Here is a 14,596-nt window from a genome sequence, read left to right on the forward strand (position 1 = left end):
CATGTCGCATGAAGAGTTCCTGTCACAAGAGGAGGTTGATGCCCTCCTGAAGGGCGTCAATGGCGACCAGGACGGGGCCGACGCCCGCTCGGGCTCCGAAGGGAGCTCGGTACGGCCCTACAACCTGGCCACGCAGGAACGGATCGTCCGCGGGCGGATGCCGACGCTCGAAATCATCAACGAGCGTTTTGCCCGGCTGATGCGCGCGTCGCTCTTCAACTTCATTCGCCGCAGCGCCGAAATCTCGATCGGCCCCGTGCGCGTGCAGAAGTACAGCGAGTTCATCCGCAACCTGCCCGTGCCGACCAACCTGAACCTGGTCCATATCAAGCCACTGCGCGGCACGGCGCTGTTCGTGTTCGATCCGAACCTCGTGTTCCTGATCGTCGACAACCTGTTCGGTGGCGACGGGCGTTTCCATACCCGCGTCGAAGGGCGGGACTTCACGCCGACTGAACAGCGGATCATCCTGCGCCTGCTGAACATCGTGTTCGAGAACTACGGCACGTCGTGGAAGCCGGTTTTCCCGGTCGAGTTCGAATACATCCGCGCCGAGGTTCAGACACAGTTCGCGAACGTCGCGACCCCCAACGAGGTGGTGGTCTCGACCGCGTTCACGGTGGAGCTCGGTTCGAGTGGCGGCCAGATGCACATCTGCATGCCGTATTCGATGATCGAGCCGGTGCGCGATACGCTCTCGAGCCCGCTTCAGGGCGAGGCGCTCGAGGTCGATCGGCGCTGGGTCAGGCTGCTCTCGCAACAGGTGCAGACCGCATTCGTCGACCTCAAGGTCGAACTCGGGGAAATCACGACGGATTTCCACCAGATCCTGAACATGCAGGTCGGGGACGTGCTGCCGCTCGCGATGCCCGAAGAGGTCACCGCGAAGGTCGACGGCGTGCCCGTGATGGATTGCAACTATGGGATCTTCAACGGTCAGTACGCGCTGCGCGTGAACAGGATGATCAGCTCGATGGATACCAACAAGGAAAGCGGATATGAGTGATACGACGACCCCGATGCCGGACGAAGAATCGAGTGTCGACGACTGGGCGAGCGCGTTGGCCGAGCAGCAGACCGCGGTCACCACACCCGCCGTCAGTTCGGCCGGCGCAAGCGTGTTCCAGCCGCTCGCGGGCGCGCCGCAGACGAATACGCGCAACGACATCGACATGATCCTCGATATCCCGGTCCAGCTGACCGTGGAACTCGGGCGTACAAAGATTGCGATCAAGAGCCTGCTGCAACTCGCGCAGGGCTCGGTCGTCGAGCTCGACGGCATGGCTGGCGAACCGATGGACGTACTCGTGAACGGCTGCCTGATCGCGCAGGGCGAAGTGGTCGTGGTCAACGACAAGTTCGGTATTCGCCTGACCGACATCATCACGCCGTCCGAGCGGATCCGGAAGCTGAATCGATGAAAGCAAGGGCATGGCGCCTGCAAGGGTGTCGCGGCGCCATCCGGGCAATGCGTGCAGCGGCGATGCTGCCAGCCGTGGGCGTGGTGGGGGCAGGCAGCTGGATCGGTACCGCGTATGCGGCCGGTGAACAGCAGTTGGGAAGCGGCTCGATCGTCGCCTCGGGTGTCGTCGGGGGAGGACTGAACACGGCCGCCTCCAGGGCCGCCGAGGTCGCGAGCCAGGCCGTCGTGAGCGGTTCGGCCGTCCCGTCGCTCGGCTTCGCCGCCATGTTCCAGGCAGTCTTCGGCCTGCTGCTGGTGGTCGGCCTGATACTCGGCTGCGCATGGATCGCGCGCCGTTTTGGCGTGAACCGGCCGGCACCCCGCCCCGGACTCGTGAAATTCGTGAGCAGCACAGCCCTCTCGCAGAAAGAGCGCGTGGTGGTGGTCGAGATCGAGGACACCTGGCTTGTGCTCGGCGTTGCCCCGGGCAGCGTCAGTCATCTGCATACCCTGCCCGCACGTGAATCCACGCATGCGTCTTCCTCACCCGCGGTGGCCCCGCACGTTTCGCAGTTCGCGATGGATTTCCGCCAACGCCTGAGCGAGAAGCTCGGCAAGTCGCCGCGTCGCGATGGCTCGGGGTCCGGCTCATGAAATCCCTCATGACGGTCCTCGTGAAGCCCGTCCCCGCCAACACGGCATCCGCCGCGTCCCCGGCATCGCCTGCCGCCCGTCTTGCGCGCCGCACCGGCGAGCAATGGCGCCGGCTCGCACGCCGCGTCGTGCTCGGCGCGACGCTCGCGCTGCCGATGCTCGCCTTCGCGCAAAGCGCGGGCACCGCGCCGGGCGGCCTGCCCGCATTCATCGCGATCCCGGGTGCGAACGGCGGCACGAGCTACTCGCTGCCGGTCCAGACGCTGCTGTTCCTCACGTCGCTGACCTTCCTGCCCGCCGTGCTGCTGCTGATGACCAGCTTCACGCGGATCATCATCGTGCTGTCGCTGCTGCGCCAGGCAATGGGCTTGTCGACCACGCCGCCGAACCAGGTGCTGACGGGACTCGCCTTGTTCCTCACGCTGTTCGTGATGTCGCCGGTGCTCGAGCGGGCCTACAATGACGCCTACAAGCCGTTTTCCGCGGGCACGATCCCTTTCGAGGAGGCCGTCACGCGCGGTGCCCAGCCGTTCAAGCAGTTCATGCTGCGCCAGACACGCGAGGCCGATCTCGCACTGTTCGCCAGGATTTCGCATGCGGCGCCCATGAATACGCCGGCTGACGTGCCGCTGTCGCTGCTCGTACCGGCGTTCGCGACCAGCGAACTCAAGACCGCATTCCAGATCGGATTCACGATCTTCATTCCGTTCCTGATTATCGATCTGGTCGTGGCCAGCGTCTTGATGTCGATGGGGATGATGATGGTGTCGCCGGCGACCATCTCGCTGCCGTTCAAGCTGATGTTGTTCGTGCTGGTCGACGGCTGGCAGTTGATCATCGGCTCGCTCGCCCAGAGCTTCTTCCAATGACCGTGCCGCGCATCCGCTGCGCGGCCTGATCCGCCAAGGAGGTCGGCATGACACCTGAATCCGTCATGGGCATCGCCCACCAGGCCATGGTGGTCGCCCTGTCGCTCGCGGGACCGCTGCTGCTTGTCTCGCTTGTGGTCGGGCTCGCCGTGAGCCTGTTCCAGGCCGCGACGCAGATCAACGAATCGACGCTGAGCTTCATCCCGAAACTGCTTGCCGTTTTCTGCGCGCTGGTGGTCGGCGGCCCGTGGATGCTGCACATGATGCTCGACTACATGCGGCAGGTGTTCACGAACATCCCCTCGCTGGTCAGCTGACGCTCGCCACCGGCGGCGGTGCGCGCCTCCTCATCAGTCTCTCCTCCCGATGATCACCTTCACCTACGCCCAGCTCCTCGCCTGGCTCGCTGCCTTCATCTGGCCGGCCACGCGCCTGCTCGCGCTGCTCGCGACCGCGCCGTTCTTCAACAATACGTCCATCTCGACCACGGTCAAGATCGGCATCGCCCTGCTGATTACCCTGATCATCGCTCCCGGCCTGCCCGCCTTGCCGGCGGTGAGCATCGCCTCCCCCACCGGCCTGTTCATCCTGGCCCAGCAGATCGTGATCGGCGCGGCGATCGGGTTAACGATGCAGATCGTGTTCGCGGCCATCGAGGCTGGCGCCGACATGGCCGGCATGCAGATGGGCCTGAGCTTCGCCCAGCTCCTGACAGGCAGCACCGATGGCTCGACCGACGTGCTTTCGCGCCTCATGAACATGGTCGCGTTGCTCGCCTTCCTGTCGATCGACGGCCACCTGCAAATCCTCGGCGTACTGATCGACAGCTTCTACCGGATCCCGATCAGCGATACGCCGATGGCGGCGGCCGGCCTGCGCACGCTCGTCGTCTGGGGCGAAACGATCTTTTCGGCCGGGCTGCTGCTCGCGCTGCCGATCATCATCGCGCTGCTGATCGTGAATCTCTCGCTCGGCGTACTGAACCGGGCTGCGCCGCAGATCGGTGTGTTCCAGGTCGGTTTCCCGCTCACGCTCTCGACCGGCTTCCTCATGCTTCAGTGGATGACACCCAATCTCATGCCCTTCTTCGCGCGGCTGTTCGGTGCGGGAATGGATGCGGTCGCGAGAGTGATCAGCGCACTGGGCTGAGCGCATACGAAAAAAAGCGGCCGCGAAATTCGCGGCCGCCGCACTCACGTCCCCCCGGCAGCTCTTCCTTCCGTGAAGACGCCCCCGTAGCGATTAATTTTTTTTACCGTCTTGCGCGGCTTTACCTGCTACGTACCCTTTCCCACCAAGCCCCTCCATCCGCAACGGCAACGTTCGCGCCGTCACGCCCGGCCTTACACAGTGATCGTCGAGAACAGCGACAAGCCCTGCACCGCCGTGTACGCCTTCTGGGTGGCGCTCAACTGCGTCTGAAGCGTCGACATCTGCGAATACACGCCCGCGAGCTGGTCGGTCGTCAGCCCGACGAGATTGCTGAGCTGGGTCGAGTACGAAAGATTGGTACTCGTACCCTGTGTAGTGAGCGTGTTGACTTGTGTTTCCCGCGCGCCGACCGAAGCGTTCACGGTCAGTACAGTCGTGGCGGTATTCGCTACCTGCGTGCTGTACGTCGCGAGCTGATTGGTAATGTTGGTCTGGCCACTCGCGCTTTGCTGAGGCGTTTGCAGCGTCGCGATCAGATTGTCGAGCGTCGTGAAGATGTTGCTTTGCGCGGCGGTCGGAGGCGCGACGTTGAACGAGTCGCCATCCGCGGGTGCGCCGTTGATCGTGATCGTCTGACCGCTGCCGAGGGCGATCGCGGAACCCGCTGTGTACGTCTGCGGACTGGTGGGTGGCTGCAAGGTCGGCGGCGTACCCGAAGGCGTCGTATCCTGGACGGTGTAGGTCGTGTTGCCGTTCGTGACCTGAAATGACACGGTGTACGAATCGGCATTGCCGGGCGCACCCGCCTGCGTCGTCGAGACCACGCCGATCGTGCCCGAACCCGTATTGTTGTTCGCCGCCGAGGGAATCGGCAGCGATGCACCCGGCGTCGCCGTCATGAAGATGTTGCTGCCCGGATCGTTTGTCGCAAGCTGAAGCTGTGCGCTGACCTGCGAATTGATCTGGCCCTGGTCGCCGACGTAAGTCGCGCCAATGCCGTTCGCATTGTTCACGAACGGCGGATTCGTGGTCTGGAAACCGCCGAAAATGTAATTGCCGGTTGCATCGGTCGTGTTCGCGAGCGCAAGCAACTGCGAACGGTCGCTCTGGAGTTCCGCCGCATACGAGGCGCGGTCCTGGTCCGTGAGCGAGCCGTTGCTGGCATTGGTGATAACGGTCTGGATGTTTCGCATGGTGCTCGAGATGCTGCCGAGCGTGGTGTCCTCGAGACCGAGCGACGTGGTCGCGGAACTCAGATTCGACGCATACTGCGTGCTCATCTGTACTGCAGTCTGAACACCGACCGACTGCGCGGCGGCGACACCGTTGTCCCCCGGGACGTTCACCGTACGGTTGCTCGAGATCTCCGTCAACAGCGTGACCAGTTGGTTTTGCTGGGTGTTCATCCCGTTGACGCCGATCGCGTCGATCGTGCTGGTTGCGATGCGCATGATTATCTGCCTTTCGAATTGAATTTGACGCTCCGGTGCCCGGTCGTCTTCAGGTCGTGATTCCGATAATCGAGTCGAAGATCGTGCCGGCCGCCTGGATCACCTTGCTGTTGGCCTGATACATCTGCTCATAGGTCAGCAAATTGGTCGCCTCCTCGTCGAGGTTCACCCCCGATACAGACTGCTGCGCGGCCGTGACCTGCGCAATCAGCGTGGTCTGCGCGGCGCTCGCGGTCGACGATGTCTGCGCCGCGTTGCCGATGGCGCCGACAAAGGACGAGTAGGCGCCCGAGAACGTCGTATTGCCCATCGTGTTCGCATTCATCAGCGCGGCCATCGCAAGCACGTTCGTGTTGTCTCCACTGCCGTTGTTCGCGACCAGCGAGAACGTATCGCCGTTGACCGGCGTGCCCGACAGGGTCATCGACACACCGCCGACCGTCATCGTCATCCCCGCGGTATAGGGAACGGGCGTGCCGGGCGGATACGTCGTCGTTACACCGGCCGTGGTGACCGTCACGCTCGGCGTGGGGTCACCCGCGGTGCCTTGAACAAACGTCAACGTCGGCGGCGGCGTGGCGTCACTGTAGGTGGCGGTCACGTTGCCAGTCAGCAGGGCACCCTGATAGTCGGTACCCGGCGGCGGATTGACCGTGATCGCACCGGTGCCGGTATTGGCCGAGCCTGCGGTCGCGCTGGCCGACGGCGATCCGGCGGCGATCGCCGACGGATCGGTCGTGGCCATCGTCATCGTCGTGCCGGCCTGCCGTGTATCGGCATTGATCTGAAACGAATCGCCGGCCTGCACACCGGCCAGCGAGGACATCGAGAGCGTCATGCCGTCGATGTTGGCCTGGCCGTTCGCATCGAAGGTCACCGGGACCGGTGCCCCACCGGTCGTGTTGTCCTGCAGCGAGAAGTTCGTGCCGTCATAGGACAGCGTATAGTCATCGCCGGTGAGCTGGCTCAGGGTCGGACCGCCGAACGTGGCGCTCAGCGAGCCCGTGCCGGTGTTGGTCGTCGCGGGCGTGATCACCGGCTGCGAGACGTTGAACAGCGGGCCGCCGGCTGCACCGGTCAGGGTGACGCCCGCTTCGTTCTGGGCGTTCATCGTCGTGCCGATCGTCGTCGCGATATTGCCGAGCGCGCGCTGCTGCGGGTCGAGGATCTGGCTGCGAAACTGGAGCAGGCCGCCGAGCGTGCCGCCCGAAAGATTGCTTTCCGCGATCGGAATATTCGTCGTCGTGCCGCCCGCGCCGGTCACCGCGTAGGCGATCGTGAGCTCGGAGGGATCCGTCGCTGAAGGCACCGTGGCAAGCTGGTACGACACGTTGCCGTTTACCAGAGACTGGCCATTGCCGATCGACACATTGATCGATCCGTTGGTGTTGGTCGTCGTGGTCGCACCGATAAGCTGGCTCAGGCTCGCGACCGCGGCATCGCGCTGGTCGAGCAACTGGTTCGGCGCATCGCCCGTCGTATTCTGCTGGGTGAGGATCTGGCCGTTGAGCGAGGCGATTTGCGAGGCGAGCTGGTTGACACTCGTCACCGCCCCCTGCAGTTGGGTATTCACGCCGGCGCTCACGCTATTGAACTGACTGGTCAGCGTGTTGAACTGCGACACGAGCGATTGCATATTACCGAGCGCCGCCGCCCGCGACGCCGGATCCGACGCATCGCTGCTGACGGTTTGCAGGCCCGTATAAAGCGTCGTGAGCTGCGTCGTCAGCCCTGCGGTCGGATCGCCGACGATCGTGCTCAACGACTCGGCCTGAGCGTTGTAACTGGTCAGGGTTCCACCTTGCGCGGTGGCCTGGTTCAGTTGCTGGGTAAGGTATTGGCTGTATTGTCGCGCAACCGTGGTGACACTGACGCCCCGACCCAGGAAGCCGGAGCCCGTGTCCTGGCCATTGACTTCGGCATACTCCGTGACCTCGCGCGTATAACCTGGCGTGGACGCATTGCTGATGTTGTTGCTGGTCGTCGACAGCCCGTATTGCGCGGCGTTCAGGCCGCTCAAGCCGATGTCTATTAGCGATTGTCCCATGCGTGATCCTCTAGTGCCGCGATGTGCCGGCGTACCCGGTACGGTGCGGCGGTCATTGGCTCATGCCAGTCAGTGACTGCATAACGGCCGTCGGTCAGAAAACTTAAGAGAGCCCACCCAACCGAGCCTGCGGTGTGTCGCGGCGCCTCGGCGCGGGGTGTTGTACGACCTCACACCGAGCTGGTTCCCGTCGTCGGCACTCCGCCACGCCCGGTGCATGCCCGCCCGGCCGCCTCAAACCATTTGCTGCATGATCTTCACGAGCTTCTTCGCATAGGCCGGATCGGTCGCGTAGCCCGCGCGCTGCAGCCCTGCGGCGAACCCGGCCGCATCGTGCGACGACGCCATCGTGCCGGCATAGCGCGGGTTGTTCTTGAGCAGGTTCGTATAGTCGACCATCGCGTCCTCATACGAGCCATAGGCGCGGAATTTCGCCTTGACGTGCTGCGCCACGCCGTCGACGTACTCGGTGGTCGTCGCGGTGACTGTCGGACCCGTCCAGTTCTTGCCGGCCTTGATGCCGAACACATTGTGCGAGGTCGTGCCGTCGGCGCCGCGGATTTCGTGACGTCCCCAGCCCGATTCGAGTGCGGCATGCGACAGGATGAATCGTGCGGGAATGCCCGATGCGGCGCTCGCCGTCTTCGCGGCATTGCCGAGCTTGTCGACGAAGGCACGTTGGCGGTCGTCACCATCGTAGTCGGCATCGCTGTCGTCGGGGTTGAAACTCTGCGAATTCTGCGCGAGCGGCGCGCCGGCGCCATGCTGCGAGGCATAGGCCTGTGTCGCGAGCATATTGAGCATCGCATTGGTGTTGATCGAACCCGGTGCGCTCGCCGTGCCGTTTGCATCGTGGTTGATCACCTGCCCGTCGGGACCGACCTTGATGCCCTGGTTGCGCAGCAGTTGACCGAGCATCTGGTCAGCCACGCCGATACCCTTGTTCGAGAGCTGCTGCGCGAGCTGCTGGTCGAGCATCGACATATACGTCTTGCTGGTTTCGCTATCGAGTATGCCGTTGGATGGCGTCGCGTCCTGCATGCTCTTGAGCATCATCTGCATGAAGACCGCGTCGAACTGACGCGCGGCCATCTTCGCGCCGGCGAGCGGCGAGTTCTTGACCGCCATGCGCATCGCATCGAATCCGCCCGTATCGAGCGCAAAGCGCTTCGAGACGTCGCTCGCGTCGGTCTGGTTCTGCAGTTTGCTATCGAGACTCATGCCCATGGTGCATCCGCCTTAGATGATTTCGAGGTCCGCGCGCAACGCGCCCGCGGCCTTGATCGACTGGAGGATCGAGATCAGGTCGGCCGGGGTCGCGCCGAGTGCGTTGAGGCCCTTGACGACGTCGGCGAGCGAGGCGCCGGCCGAGATCATCCTGAGTGAGCCGTTCTCCTGGCGAACCTGGATCTGCGACTGCTGGGTGACGGCCGTCTGGCCGTTCGAGAAGGGTCCGGGCTGGCTGACCTGCGGCGTGGTGTTGACGATCACGGACAGATTGCCGTGCGCCACCGCGCAGGCCTGGAGCTGGACCATCTGGTTCATCACGATCGAGCCGGTGCGCGCGTTCACGATGACCTTCGCGGCGTCCTTGGACGGCGTCACGTCGATGTTTTCGATCTGCGCGAGGAAGGCGACCTGCTGGCTCGGATCGGAGGGCGCACGGATCGCGATCGTGCGGCCGTCGACCGGAACGGCCGTGCCACTGCCGAAGGTCGCGTTGATCGCCGTGCTGACGCGTTGCGCGTTGTCGAAATCGGTCTGGTTCAGCGTGATCTGCAGCGTGCCGGCCTGGCCAAGCACGGTCGGCACCGCGCGTTCGACGAGCGCGCCGTTCGTGATGCGGCCCACGTCGAGCTGGTTGACCTGGACCCGGCTGCCATTGGCCGACGCGCCCGCACCGGCAACCAACACATTGCCCTGGGCGATCGCGTAGACCACGCCGTCGGCGCCCTTCATCGGCGCCATCAGCAAGGTGCCGCCCTTGAGGCTATTCGCATTGCCGAGCGACGAAACGGTCACGTCGATGGCTTCGCCAGGCCGCGCGAACGCGGGTAGCGACGCCGTGACCATGACGGCCGCGACGTTCTTGAGCTGCATATTCGTCGCCGCGGGAAGCGTGATGCCGAGCCGCGCGAGCATATTGGTCAGGCTCTGGATCGTGAACGGCGTCTGCGTGGTCTGGTCGCCCGTGCCGTCGAGACCGACCACGAGACCATAGCCGATCAGCGGGTTGTCGCGCACGCCCTGGACCGCCGCGAGGTCCTTCAGACGTTCGGCATGGGCCATGCGCGGGCTCGCGCCGAGCACTGTCACCAGCACCACCGCGAGCATCGACAGGGTGGCGAGCGCGGCCGATGCGCAGCGTCGGACCCCGCGATAAGTGAGGAGGCTTGGCATGATCAGAATGGCGCGATGTTGAGGAAGAAGCGCTGCAACCAGCCCATGGTCTCGGCCTCGTTGATATAGCCCTTCGCACTGTATTCAATCTTGGCGTCGGCGACTTGGGTCGACCGGACGGTCATGTCGCCCGCGACCGTGGTCGGATTGACGACCCCCGAGAAGCGCACGTATTCGTTGCCCTGGTTGATCAGCATCTGCTTTTCGCCGCTGACCTGGAGGTTGCCGTTCGCGAGCACATTGGTCACGGTGACGGTCAACGTACCCGTGAAACTGTTCTGCGCAGCGGCGCCGCCCGTCGCCTGGAACGCGTTATTGCCAGTGAGCGAGGTCGTCGAATGGCTCAAGAGGCCGCCGAGCAGGCCGGGGACTGAAGTCGGCGTGAAGGTCTCCGAGCCCGTGCGATTGGTCTGGGTGCCCGAGCTCTTGGTTGCGTTGATGTTTTCGGCGATCACGATGGTCAGGACGTCGCCGACGTTGCGCGGCCGACTGTCCTCGAACAGCGGATGGTCCGAATAGCCCGTGTAGATCGCGCCCGTCGCCTGCGCGATGATGGGCGCGGGCGGCGGCACGGCCGTCATCGGTTGCTGCACGAGCGGCTGCGGCGGAATCTGTGCGCAGGCGGCGAGCAGCGCGGCCGCGCACGCCGCCAGCGTGCGGCGTGTCGCGACCGCCGCTTGCGGCCGCCGAAGCCCGGTCATCATAGAGTCGAGAGATACCATCACTGCCACCATCGTGTTTGAAGCTCACGGCCGAATGCGCGCTGCCAGTCCGCGTCGTTGCTGCGTGCTCGTCTGTTCCTGCAGCATCGGGGCGGAGGTCCCGACCGTCTTGCCGTTGATCTCGCGAGCACGCTGCGTCTGGATCAGGTCGACATACCCGTCAGTTTCTGCAGCATCTGGTCAGAGGTTTCGACCGCCTTGCTGTTGATCTCGTACGCACGTTGTGTCTGGATCATGTTGACGAGTTCCTGGACCACGTTGACGTTCGAGGTCTCGACATAACCCTGGTTCAGCGTGCCGAGGCCGTTCAGGCCCGGATTGCCGACCTGCGGCGCACCGGATGTCGTGGTTTCCGCGAACAGGTTCTCGCCGAGCGCCTGCATACCGGCCGGGTTGATGAAGTTCGCGAGCTGCATCGTGCCGATCTGCGTCGTGTTGACATTGCCTGGCGTCGTGATCGTGACGGTCCCGTCTGTGCCGACCGTGAACGAGGTCGCGTTCGGCGGAATCGTGATCTGCGGCTGGACCGGATAACCCTCGGCCGTGACCATCACGCCGTTCTGGTCGGTCTGGAACGAACCGTCGCGCGTGTAAGCGGTCGTGCCATCGGGCATCAGCACCTGGAAAAAGCCGTTGCCCTGAATCGCGAGATCCTTCGAATTGCTCGTCTGCGTGAGCGCACCTTGCGAGAACAGGCGTTCGGTCGCGACGGGCTGCACGCCCGTGCCGAGCTGCAGGCCCGAAGGCAGCTGCGTCGTGCCGGTCGATGCGGCGCCCGGCTGACGTTCGGTCTGGTACAGCAAATCCTGGAACACCGCGCGCGAACCCTTGAAGCCGTTGGTGCTCACGTTGGCGAGGTTGTTCGAGATGACGTCCATTTCCATCTGCTGCGCGTTCATGCCGGTCGCGGCGATGTACAGGGAGCGATTCATGATGTTTTCCTAGCTAGCTGCTGAAGTTCAGGAGCGCATTCGCGCTTTGTTCGTTACTGTCCGCGGTCTGCAGCAGCTTCATCTGCATCTCGAACTGCCGCCCATTGGCGATCATCGACACCATCGCCTCGACCGGATTCACATTGCTGGTTTCCACCGCGCCGCCCACGACCTGCACGGTCGGATCCACGTCCGGTGTGCTGCCGTCGGTGGTCCGGAACAGACCGTCGTCGCTGCGCCCCATGAGCGAGTTGGCCGGATTGACGAGCTTGAGCCGGTCGACCACGGCGATCGTGTTCGGCGGATCGCCGGCGCCGAGCACCGAGACCGTGCCGTCGCTACCGATGTGGAGCGTGCCGCCCGGCGGTATCGAGATCGGTCCCTGGTTGCCCTCGACGACGAGATTCTGCGATGTCACCAGTTGGCCGTTCTCGTCGACGTGAAACGTGCCGTTGCGCGTATACCCTTCGCTGCCGTCGGCCGCCTGTACCGCGAACCAGCCCGAACCCTGGATCGCGACGTCGGTCGGGTTGCCGGTCTGGGTGATGATCCCCGACGAATAGTCGGCGACCGGCGTCGAGGTGAGCACGAAGGTGCGCGTCACGTCGTTGTTGTTGGTCGCGATCTGATCTTGCGTCTTCAGCGGCACCGCCCGATACGCGGAGAGCTGCGCCTTGAAGCCGGTCGTCGACGTATTCGCCAGATTGTTCGCGATGGTCGCCTGCTCCTCGAGCGCCTGTGAAGCGCCGGTCATCGCGGTGTAGATCAAACGGTCCATGGCGGTATGCGTTTAAGCCTGTGGAAGAAGGGGGCCCGGAGGGCCGGCGCCCTACGCGGGCAAACCCGCGCAGGGCATGGCGTCTTCAGCCTTACATCTGCAGCAGCGTCTGGTCGACCGTCTGCTGGGTCTTGATCGACTGCGCGTTCGCCTGATAGAAGCGTTGCGCGGTGATCAGGTCCACCAGCGAGTTGGTCAGGTCGACGTTCGAGTTTTCGAGCTGTCCCGAGGTCAGCGCGCCCAGCGTGCCCGATTCGGGCGCACCGACCGACGGCTGGCCCGACGCGGCCGTTTGAACCCACGCGTTGTTGCCCACCGGCGCCAGCCCGTTGTCGTTATTGAACGAGGCGAGCACGATCTGGCCGAGCGTCAGCGTCTGGCCGTTCGAATACGTACCTTGCACCGTGCCGTCCGCGGCAATGGCAACGCCGACGAAATTGCCGGCGGCATAGCCGTTAGGCTGGAGATTGGCCGAATCGCCCGTGCCGCCAAAGGCGGTAGCGCCCGTCAGATCGAAGGTGATGTTGGTCGGCGTGTTCGAGCCGGTCGCCGAGGTCAGCGACATCGTCACGGCCGCCGGATTGGCACCCGCCACGCCATACGGATCGGTAAAGCTCGTGAGCGTCCCGGTCGAGCTGAACGTCAGCGTGCCCACCGTCCCGGCGGCGGCGGCCGGCGTGGCCGCTGGCGGTGCCGGCGGCGTGATCATCGTGCCGTCTTCCTGCGCATAAACCGTGTAGGAGACGGTCGCAGGCGTCACCGGCGGAGTCGGCTGCGGATTGCGCACAAAGTAGGTATTGACGGTGTGCGCATCGCCGAGCGAGTCGTACGTCGTCATCTGTGTGGAGTAGTTGTAGCTCTGGCTGTTGGTCGGGTCGAACGGCGTGACCGTCGGCGTGGCCTCCGACGAATCCAGGTTCAACGACGTCGCGGTGATCGTCGTGCTCGCCTGCGGCGGGATGTTTCCGTCCGGCACCTGCAAGGGCTGCGGGTTGGTCGTCGCGATCACCCCGTTGGCGCCCGCCGGATAGCCGGTCAGGTTCGCGCCTTCGGCATTGATGATGAAGCCGTTTGAATCCGTGTGGAACTGACCGTTGCGCGAATACTCGACGGTGCCGTTCTGTTCGAGGCGGAAAAAACCATTGCCGTTGATCGCGACGTCATATTCGCCGCCCGTGGTCGTGAACGTGCCCTGTCCGAACTCCTGCGCGACACCTACGGTGCGCACACCCGTGCCCACCGGCGCCGTGACCGCCGTCGCCACGGTGTTGGCGTACATGTCGGCGAACTCGGCGGAGCCTTCCTTGAAACCGTAGGTCGACGAGTTCGCGATATTGTTGCCGACCACGTCCAGCTCGGTGGACGCAGCGCTCAGACCGCTCAAGGCTTGTGAGTAACCCATCAGAGACCTCCTGAATTTAATTGAGAGAGGGGGACGCACCGTTGGGCGCCGCACCCGGATTCATTGATCAGATAATTTCCGCAACGGCGGTCAGATCGGTCGTCTGGCCATTCGACAGACTCAGGTTCGTCGTGCCGTCCGCATTCGCGCCCACGGCGATAATGGTCGAATAGGCGAGCGGGTTGGCTGTCGCACTGGCCGTGCCGCTGACCGCCGTGACCTTGAACGTGTAGTTGCCATTCGCGACTGGCATGCCGGCCGAATTGTTGCCGTCCCATGCGACCGGTACCACGCCCGCGGACTGTGCGCCGAGGTCGAGCGTGCGCACGACATTGCCGTTCGCGTCGCTGATCGTGATGGTCGCGTCCGAGACCGCGCTCGGAAACTGCACCCCGATCGGCGTGGCGTACTGCGTCGCGGTGCCTGACGAACTCGTGCCGGCCTGCACCGACAGCGTATTGCCCGCGGTCAGAACACCCTGGCCGATCAGGTTGCCCGCCTGGAGTTGCTGCGACGCGTTGAGCTGGGCCGACAGCGAAGTCAGCGAGGTATTGAGCGTGCTGATGCCCGACACCGTACTGATCTGGGCGAGCTGCGAGGTCATCTGCGAGCTGTCCATCGGATTGGTCGGATCCTGGTTCTGCAATTGCGTCACCAGCAGCTTCAAGAACGTGGTCTGCAGATCCGACGCGCTCTCGGCGCCGGACAGGCTGCTGTTGGTGCTCGAGGGTGCGGGCGCGCCGACGTTCGAAGTCGAGTTGTTGATCGGGGAAGTCATGGTCAGGTC

15 protein-coding genes are annotated in these 14,596 nt (G+C 64.1%); 6 read left to right on the plus strand and 9 right to left on the minus strand.

The genetic code is table 11. The features are described 5' to 3' along the window. Position 1: 1 nt before the first annotated feature. From fliM to fliR, 6 genes are all read left to right on the plus strand, one after another. Complete coding sequence (gene fliM, locus HV670_RS02470) at positions 2-1,006, plus strand: flagellar motor switch protein FliM (protein ID WP_175103063.1); 1,005 nt, start codon at positions 2-4, stop codon at positions 1,004-1,006. Beyond that, positions 999-1,421, plus strand: a complete 423-nt coding sequence (gene fliN, locus HV670_RS02475; protein WP_175103064.1) for a flagellar motor switch protein FliN — start codon at positions 999-1,001, stop codon at positions 1,419-1,421. Before fliM ends, fliN begins: the two co-directional genes overlap by 8 nt. Next, positions 1,418-2,056, plus strand: a complete 639-nt coding sequence (gene fliO / locus HV670_RS02480) for a flagellar biosynthetic protein FliO (RefSeq protein ID WP_246256931.1) — start codon at positions 1,418-1,420, stop codon at positions 2,054-2,056. The genes fliN and fliO overlap by 4 nt, the downstream gene beginning before the upstream one ends. Before the next feature lie 155 nt (positions 2,057-2,211). Continuing rightward, positions 2,212-2,925, plus strand: a complete 714-nt coding sequence (fliP, locus tag HV670_RS02485) for a flagellar type III secretion system pore protein FliP (RefSeq protein ID WP_175103342.1) — start codon at positions 2,212-2,214, stop codon at positions 2,923-2,925. A 47-nt stretch (positions 2,926-2,972) separates the two neighbouring features. Beyond that, on the plus strand, positions 2,973-3,242 hold the full coding sequence (fliQ, locus tag HV670_RS02490; RefSeq protein ID WP_175103065.1) for a flagellar biosynthesis protein FliQ: 270 nt from the start codon (positions 2,973-2,975) through the stop codon (positions 3,240-3,242). Positions 3,243-3,291: 49 nt separating this feature from the next. Then, entirely contained in the window at positions 3,292-4,074 is a 783-nt protein-coding gene (fliR, locus tag HV670_RS02495; protein ID WP_175103066.1) for a flagellar biosynthetic protein FliR, read from the plus strand. A 194-nt stretch (positions 4,075-4,268) separates the two neighbouring features. Here fliR and flgL read toward each other — a convergent pair whose 3' ends face one another. From flgL to HV670_RS02540, 9 genes are all read right to left on the minus strand, one after another. Beyond that, the gene (gene flgL, locus HV670_RS02500; protein WP_175103067.1) at positions 4,269-5,528 is read right to left on the minus strand and encodes a flagellar hook-associated protein FlgL; all 1,260 of its coding nucleotides are present in this window, start codon (positions 5,526-5,528) and stop codon (positions 4,269-4,271) included. Between the two features lie 49 nt (positions 5,529-5,577). Next, positions 5,578-7,575 (minus strand): flagellar hook-associated protein FlgK, encoded by a 1,998-nt coding sequence (flgK, locus tag HV670_RS02505; RefSeq protein ID WP_175103068.1) that lies wholly within the window; start codon positions 7,573-7,575, stop codon positions 5,578-5,580. A 234-nt stretch (positions 7,576-7,809) separates the two neighbouring features. Further along, entirely contained in the window at positions 7,810-8,796 is a 987-nt protein-coding gene (gene flgJ / locus HV670_RS02510) for a flagellar assembly peptidoglycan hydrolase FlgJ (RefSeq protein WP_175103069.1), read from the minus strand. Between the two features lie 18 nt (positions 8,797-8,814). Then, a complete protein-coding gene (locus HV670_RS02515) occupies positions 8,815-9,909 on the minus strand; it encodes a flagellar basal body P-ring protein FlgI (RefSeq protein WP_246256962.1) in 1,095 nt (364 codons plus the stop codon). A gap of 68 nt (positions 9,910-9,977) precedes the next feature. Next, positions 9,978-10,676 carry a flagellar basal body L-ring protein FlgH gene (locus HV670_RS02520; RefSeq protein WP_175103343.1) on the minus strand — a complete coding sequence of 233 codons (699 nt, stop codon included), beginning with the start codon at positions 10,674-10,676 and terminating at the stop codon, positions 9,978-9,980. 164 nt (positions 10,677-10,840) lie between these two features. After that, entirely contained in the window at positions 10,841-11,629 is a 789-nt protein-coding gene (gene flgG / locus HV670_RS02525; RefSeq protein ID WP_175103071.1) for a flagellar basal-body rod protein FlgG, read from the minus strand. Positions 11,630-11,642: 13 nt separating this feature from the next. After that, positions 11,643-12,407 (minus strand): flagellar basal body rod protein FlgF, encoded by a 765-nt coding sequence (locus tag HV670_RS02530; protein WP_175103072.1) that lies wholly within the window; start codon positions 12,405-12,407, stop codon positions 11,643-11,645. A 91-nt stretch (positions 12,408-12,498) separates the two neighbouring features. Next, positions 12,499-13,809 carry a flagellar hook protein FlgE gene (flgE, locus tag HV670_RS02535; protein ID WP_175103073.1) on the minus strand — a complete coding sequence of 437 codons (1,311 nt, stop codon included), beginning with the start codon at positions 13,807-13,809 and terminating at the stop codon, positions 12,499-12,501. A gap of 67 nt (positions 13,810-13,876) precedes the next feature. Next, entirely contained in the window at positions 13,877-14,587 is a 711-nt protein-coding gene (locus HV670_RS02540; RefSeq protein ID WP_175103074.1) for a flagellar hook assembly protein FlgD, read from the minus strand. Positions 14,588-14,596: the final 9 nt, after the last annotated feature.

The sequence above is a fragment of the Pararobbsia alpina genome (assembly GCF_902859895.1).
GTDB lineage: Bacteria > Pseudomonadota > Gammaproteobacteria > Burkholderiales > Burkholderiaceae > Pararobbsia > Pararobbsia alpina.

Bases quoted from the DNA above. Each gene is read 5' to 3' on its own strand.
- fliM (WP_175103063.1), top strand. From the start codon at position 2: ATGTCGCATGAAGAGTTCCTGTCACAAGAGGAGGTTGATGCCCTCCTG.
- fliN (WP_175103064.1), top strand. From the start codon at position 999: ATGAGTGATACGACGACCCCGATGCCGGACGAAGAATCGAGTGTCGAC.
- fliO (WP_246256931.1), top strand. From the start codon at position 1,418: ATGAAAGCAAGGGCATGGCGCCTGCAAGGGTGTCGCGGCGCCATCCGG.
- fliP (WP_175103342.1), top strand. From the start codon at position 2,212: ATGCTCGCCTTCGCGCAAAGCGCGGGCACCGCGCCGGGCGGCCTGCCC.
- fliQ (WP_175103065.1), top strand. From the start codon at position 2,973: ATGACACCTGAATCCGTCATGGGCATCGCCCACCAGGCCATGGTGGTC.
- fliR (WP_175103066.1), top strand. From the start codon at position 3,292: ATGATCACCTTCACCTACGCCCAGCTCCTCGCCTGGCTCGCTGCCTTC.
- flgL (WP_175103067.1), bottom strand. From the start codon at position 5,528: ATGCGCATCGCAACCAGCACGATCGACGCGATCGGCGTCAACGGGATG.
- flgK (WP_175103068.1), bottom strand. From the start codon at position 7,575: ATGGGACAATCGCTAATAGACATCGGCTTGAGCGGCCTGAACGCCGCG.
- flgJ (WP_175103069.1), bottom strand. From the start codon at position 8,796: ATGAGTCTCGATAGCAAACTGCAGAACCAGACCGACGCGAGCGACGTC.
- HV670_RS02515 (WP_246256962.1), bottom strand. From the start codon at position 9,909: ATGCTCGCGGTGGTGCTGGTGACAGTGCTCGGCGCGAGCCCGCGCATG.
- HV670_RS02520 (WP_175103343.1), bottom strand. From the start codon at position 10,676: ATGACCGGGCTTCGGCGGCCGCAAGCGGCGGTCGCGACACGCCGCACG.
- flgG (WP_175103071.1), bottom strand. From the start codon at position 11,629: ATGAATCGCTCCCTGTACATCGCCGCGACCGGCATGAACGCGCAGCAG.
- HV670_RS02530 (WP_175103072.1), bottom strand. From the start codon at position 12,407: ATGGACCGTTTGATCTACACCGCGATGACCGGCGCTTCACAGGCGCTC.
- flgE (WP_175103073.1), bottom strand. From the start codon at position 13,809: ATGGGTTACTCACAAGCCTTGAGCGGTCTGAGCGCTGCGTCCACCGAG.
- HV670_RS02540 (WP_175103074.1), bottom strand. From the start codon at position 14,587: ATGACTTCCCCGATCAACAACTCGACTTCGAACGTCGGCGCGCCCGCA.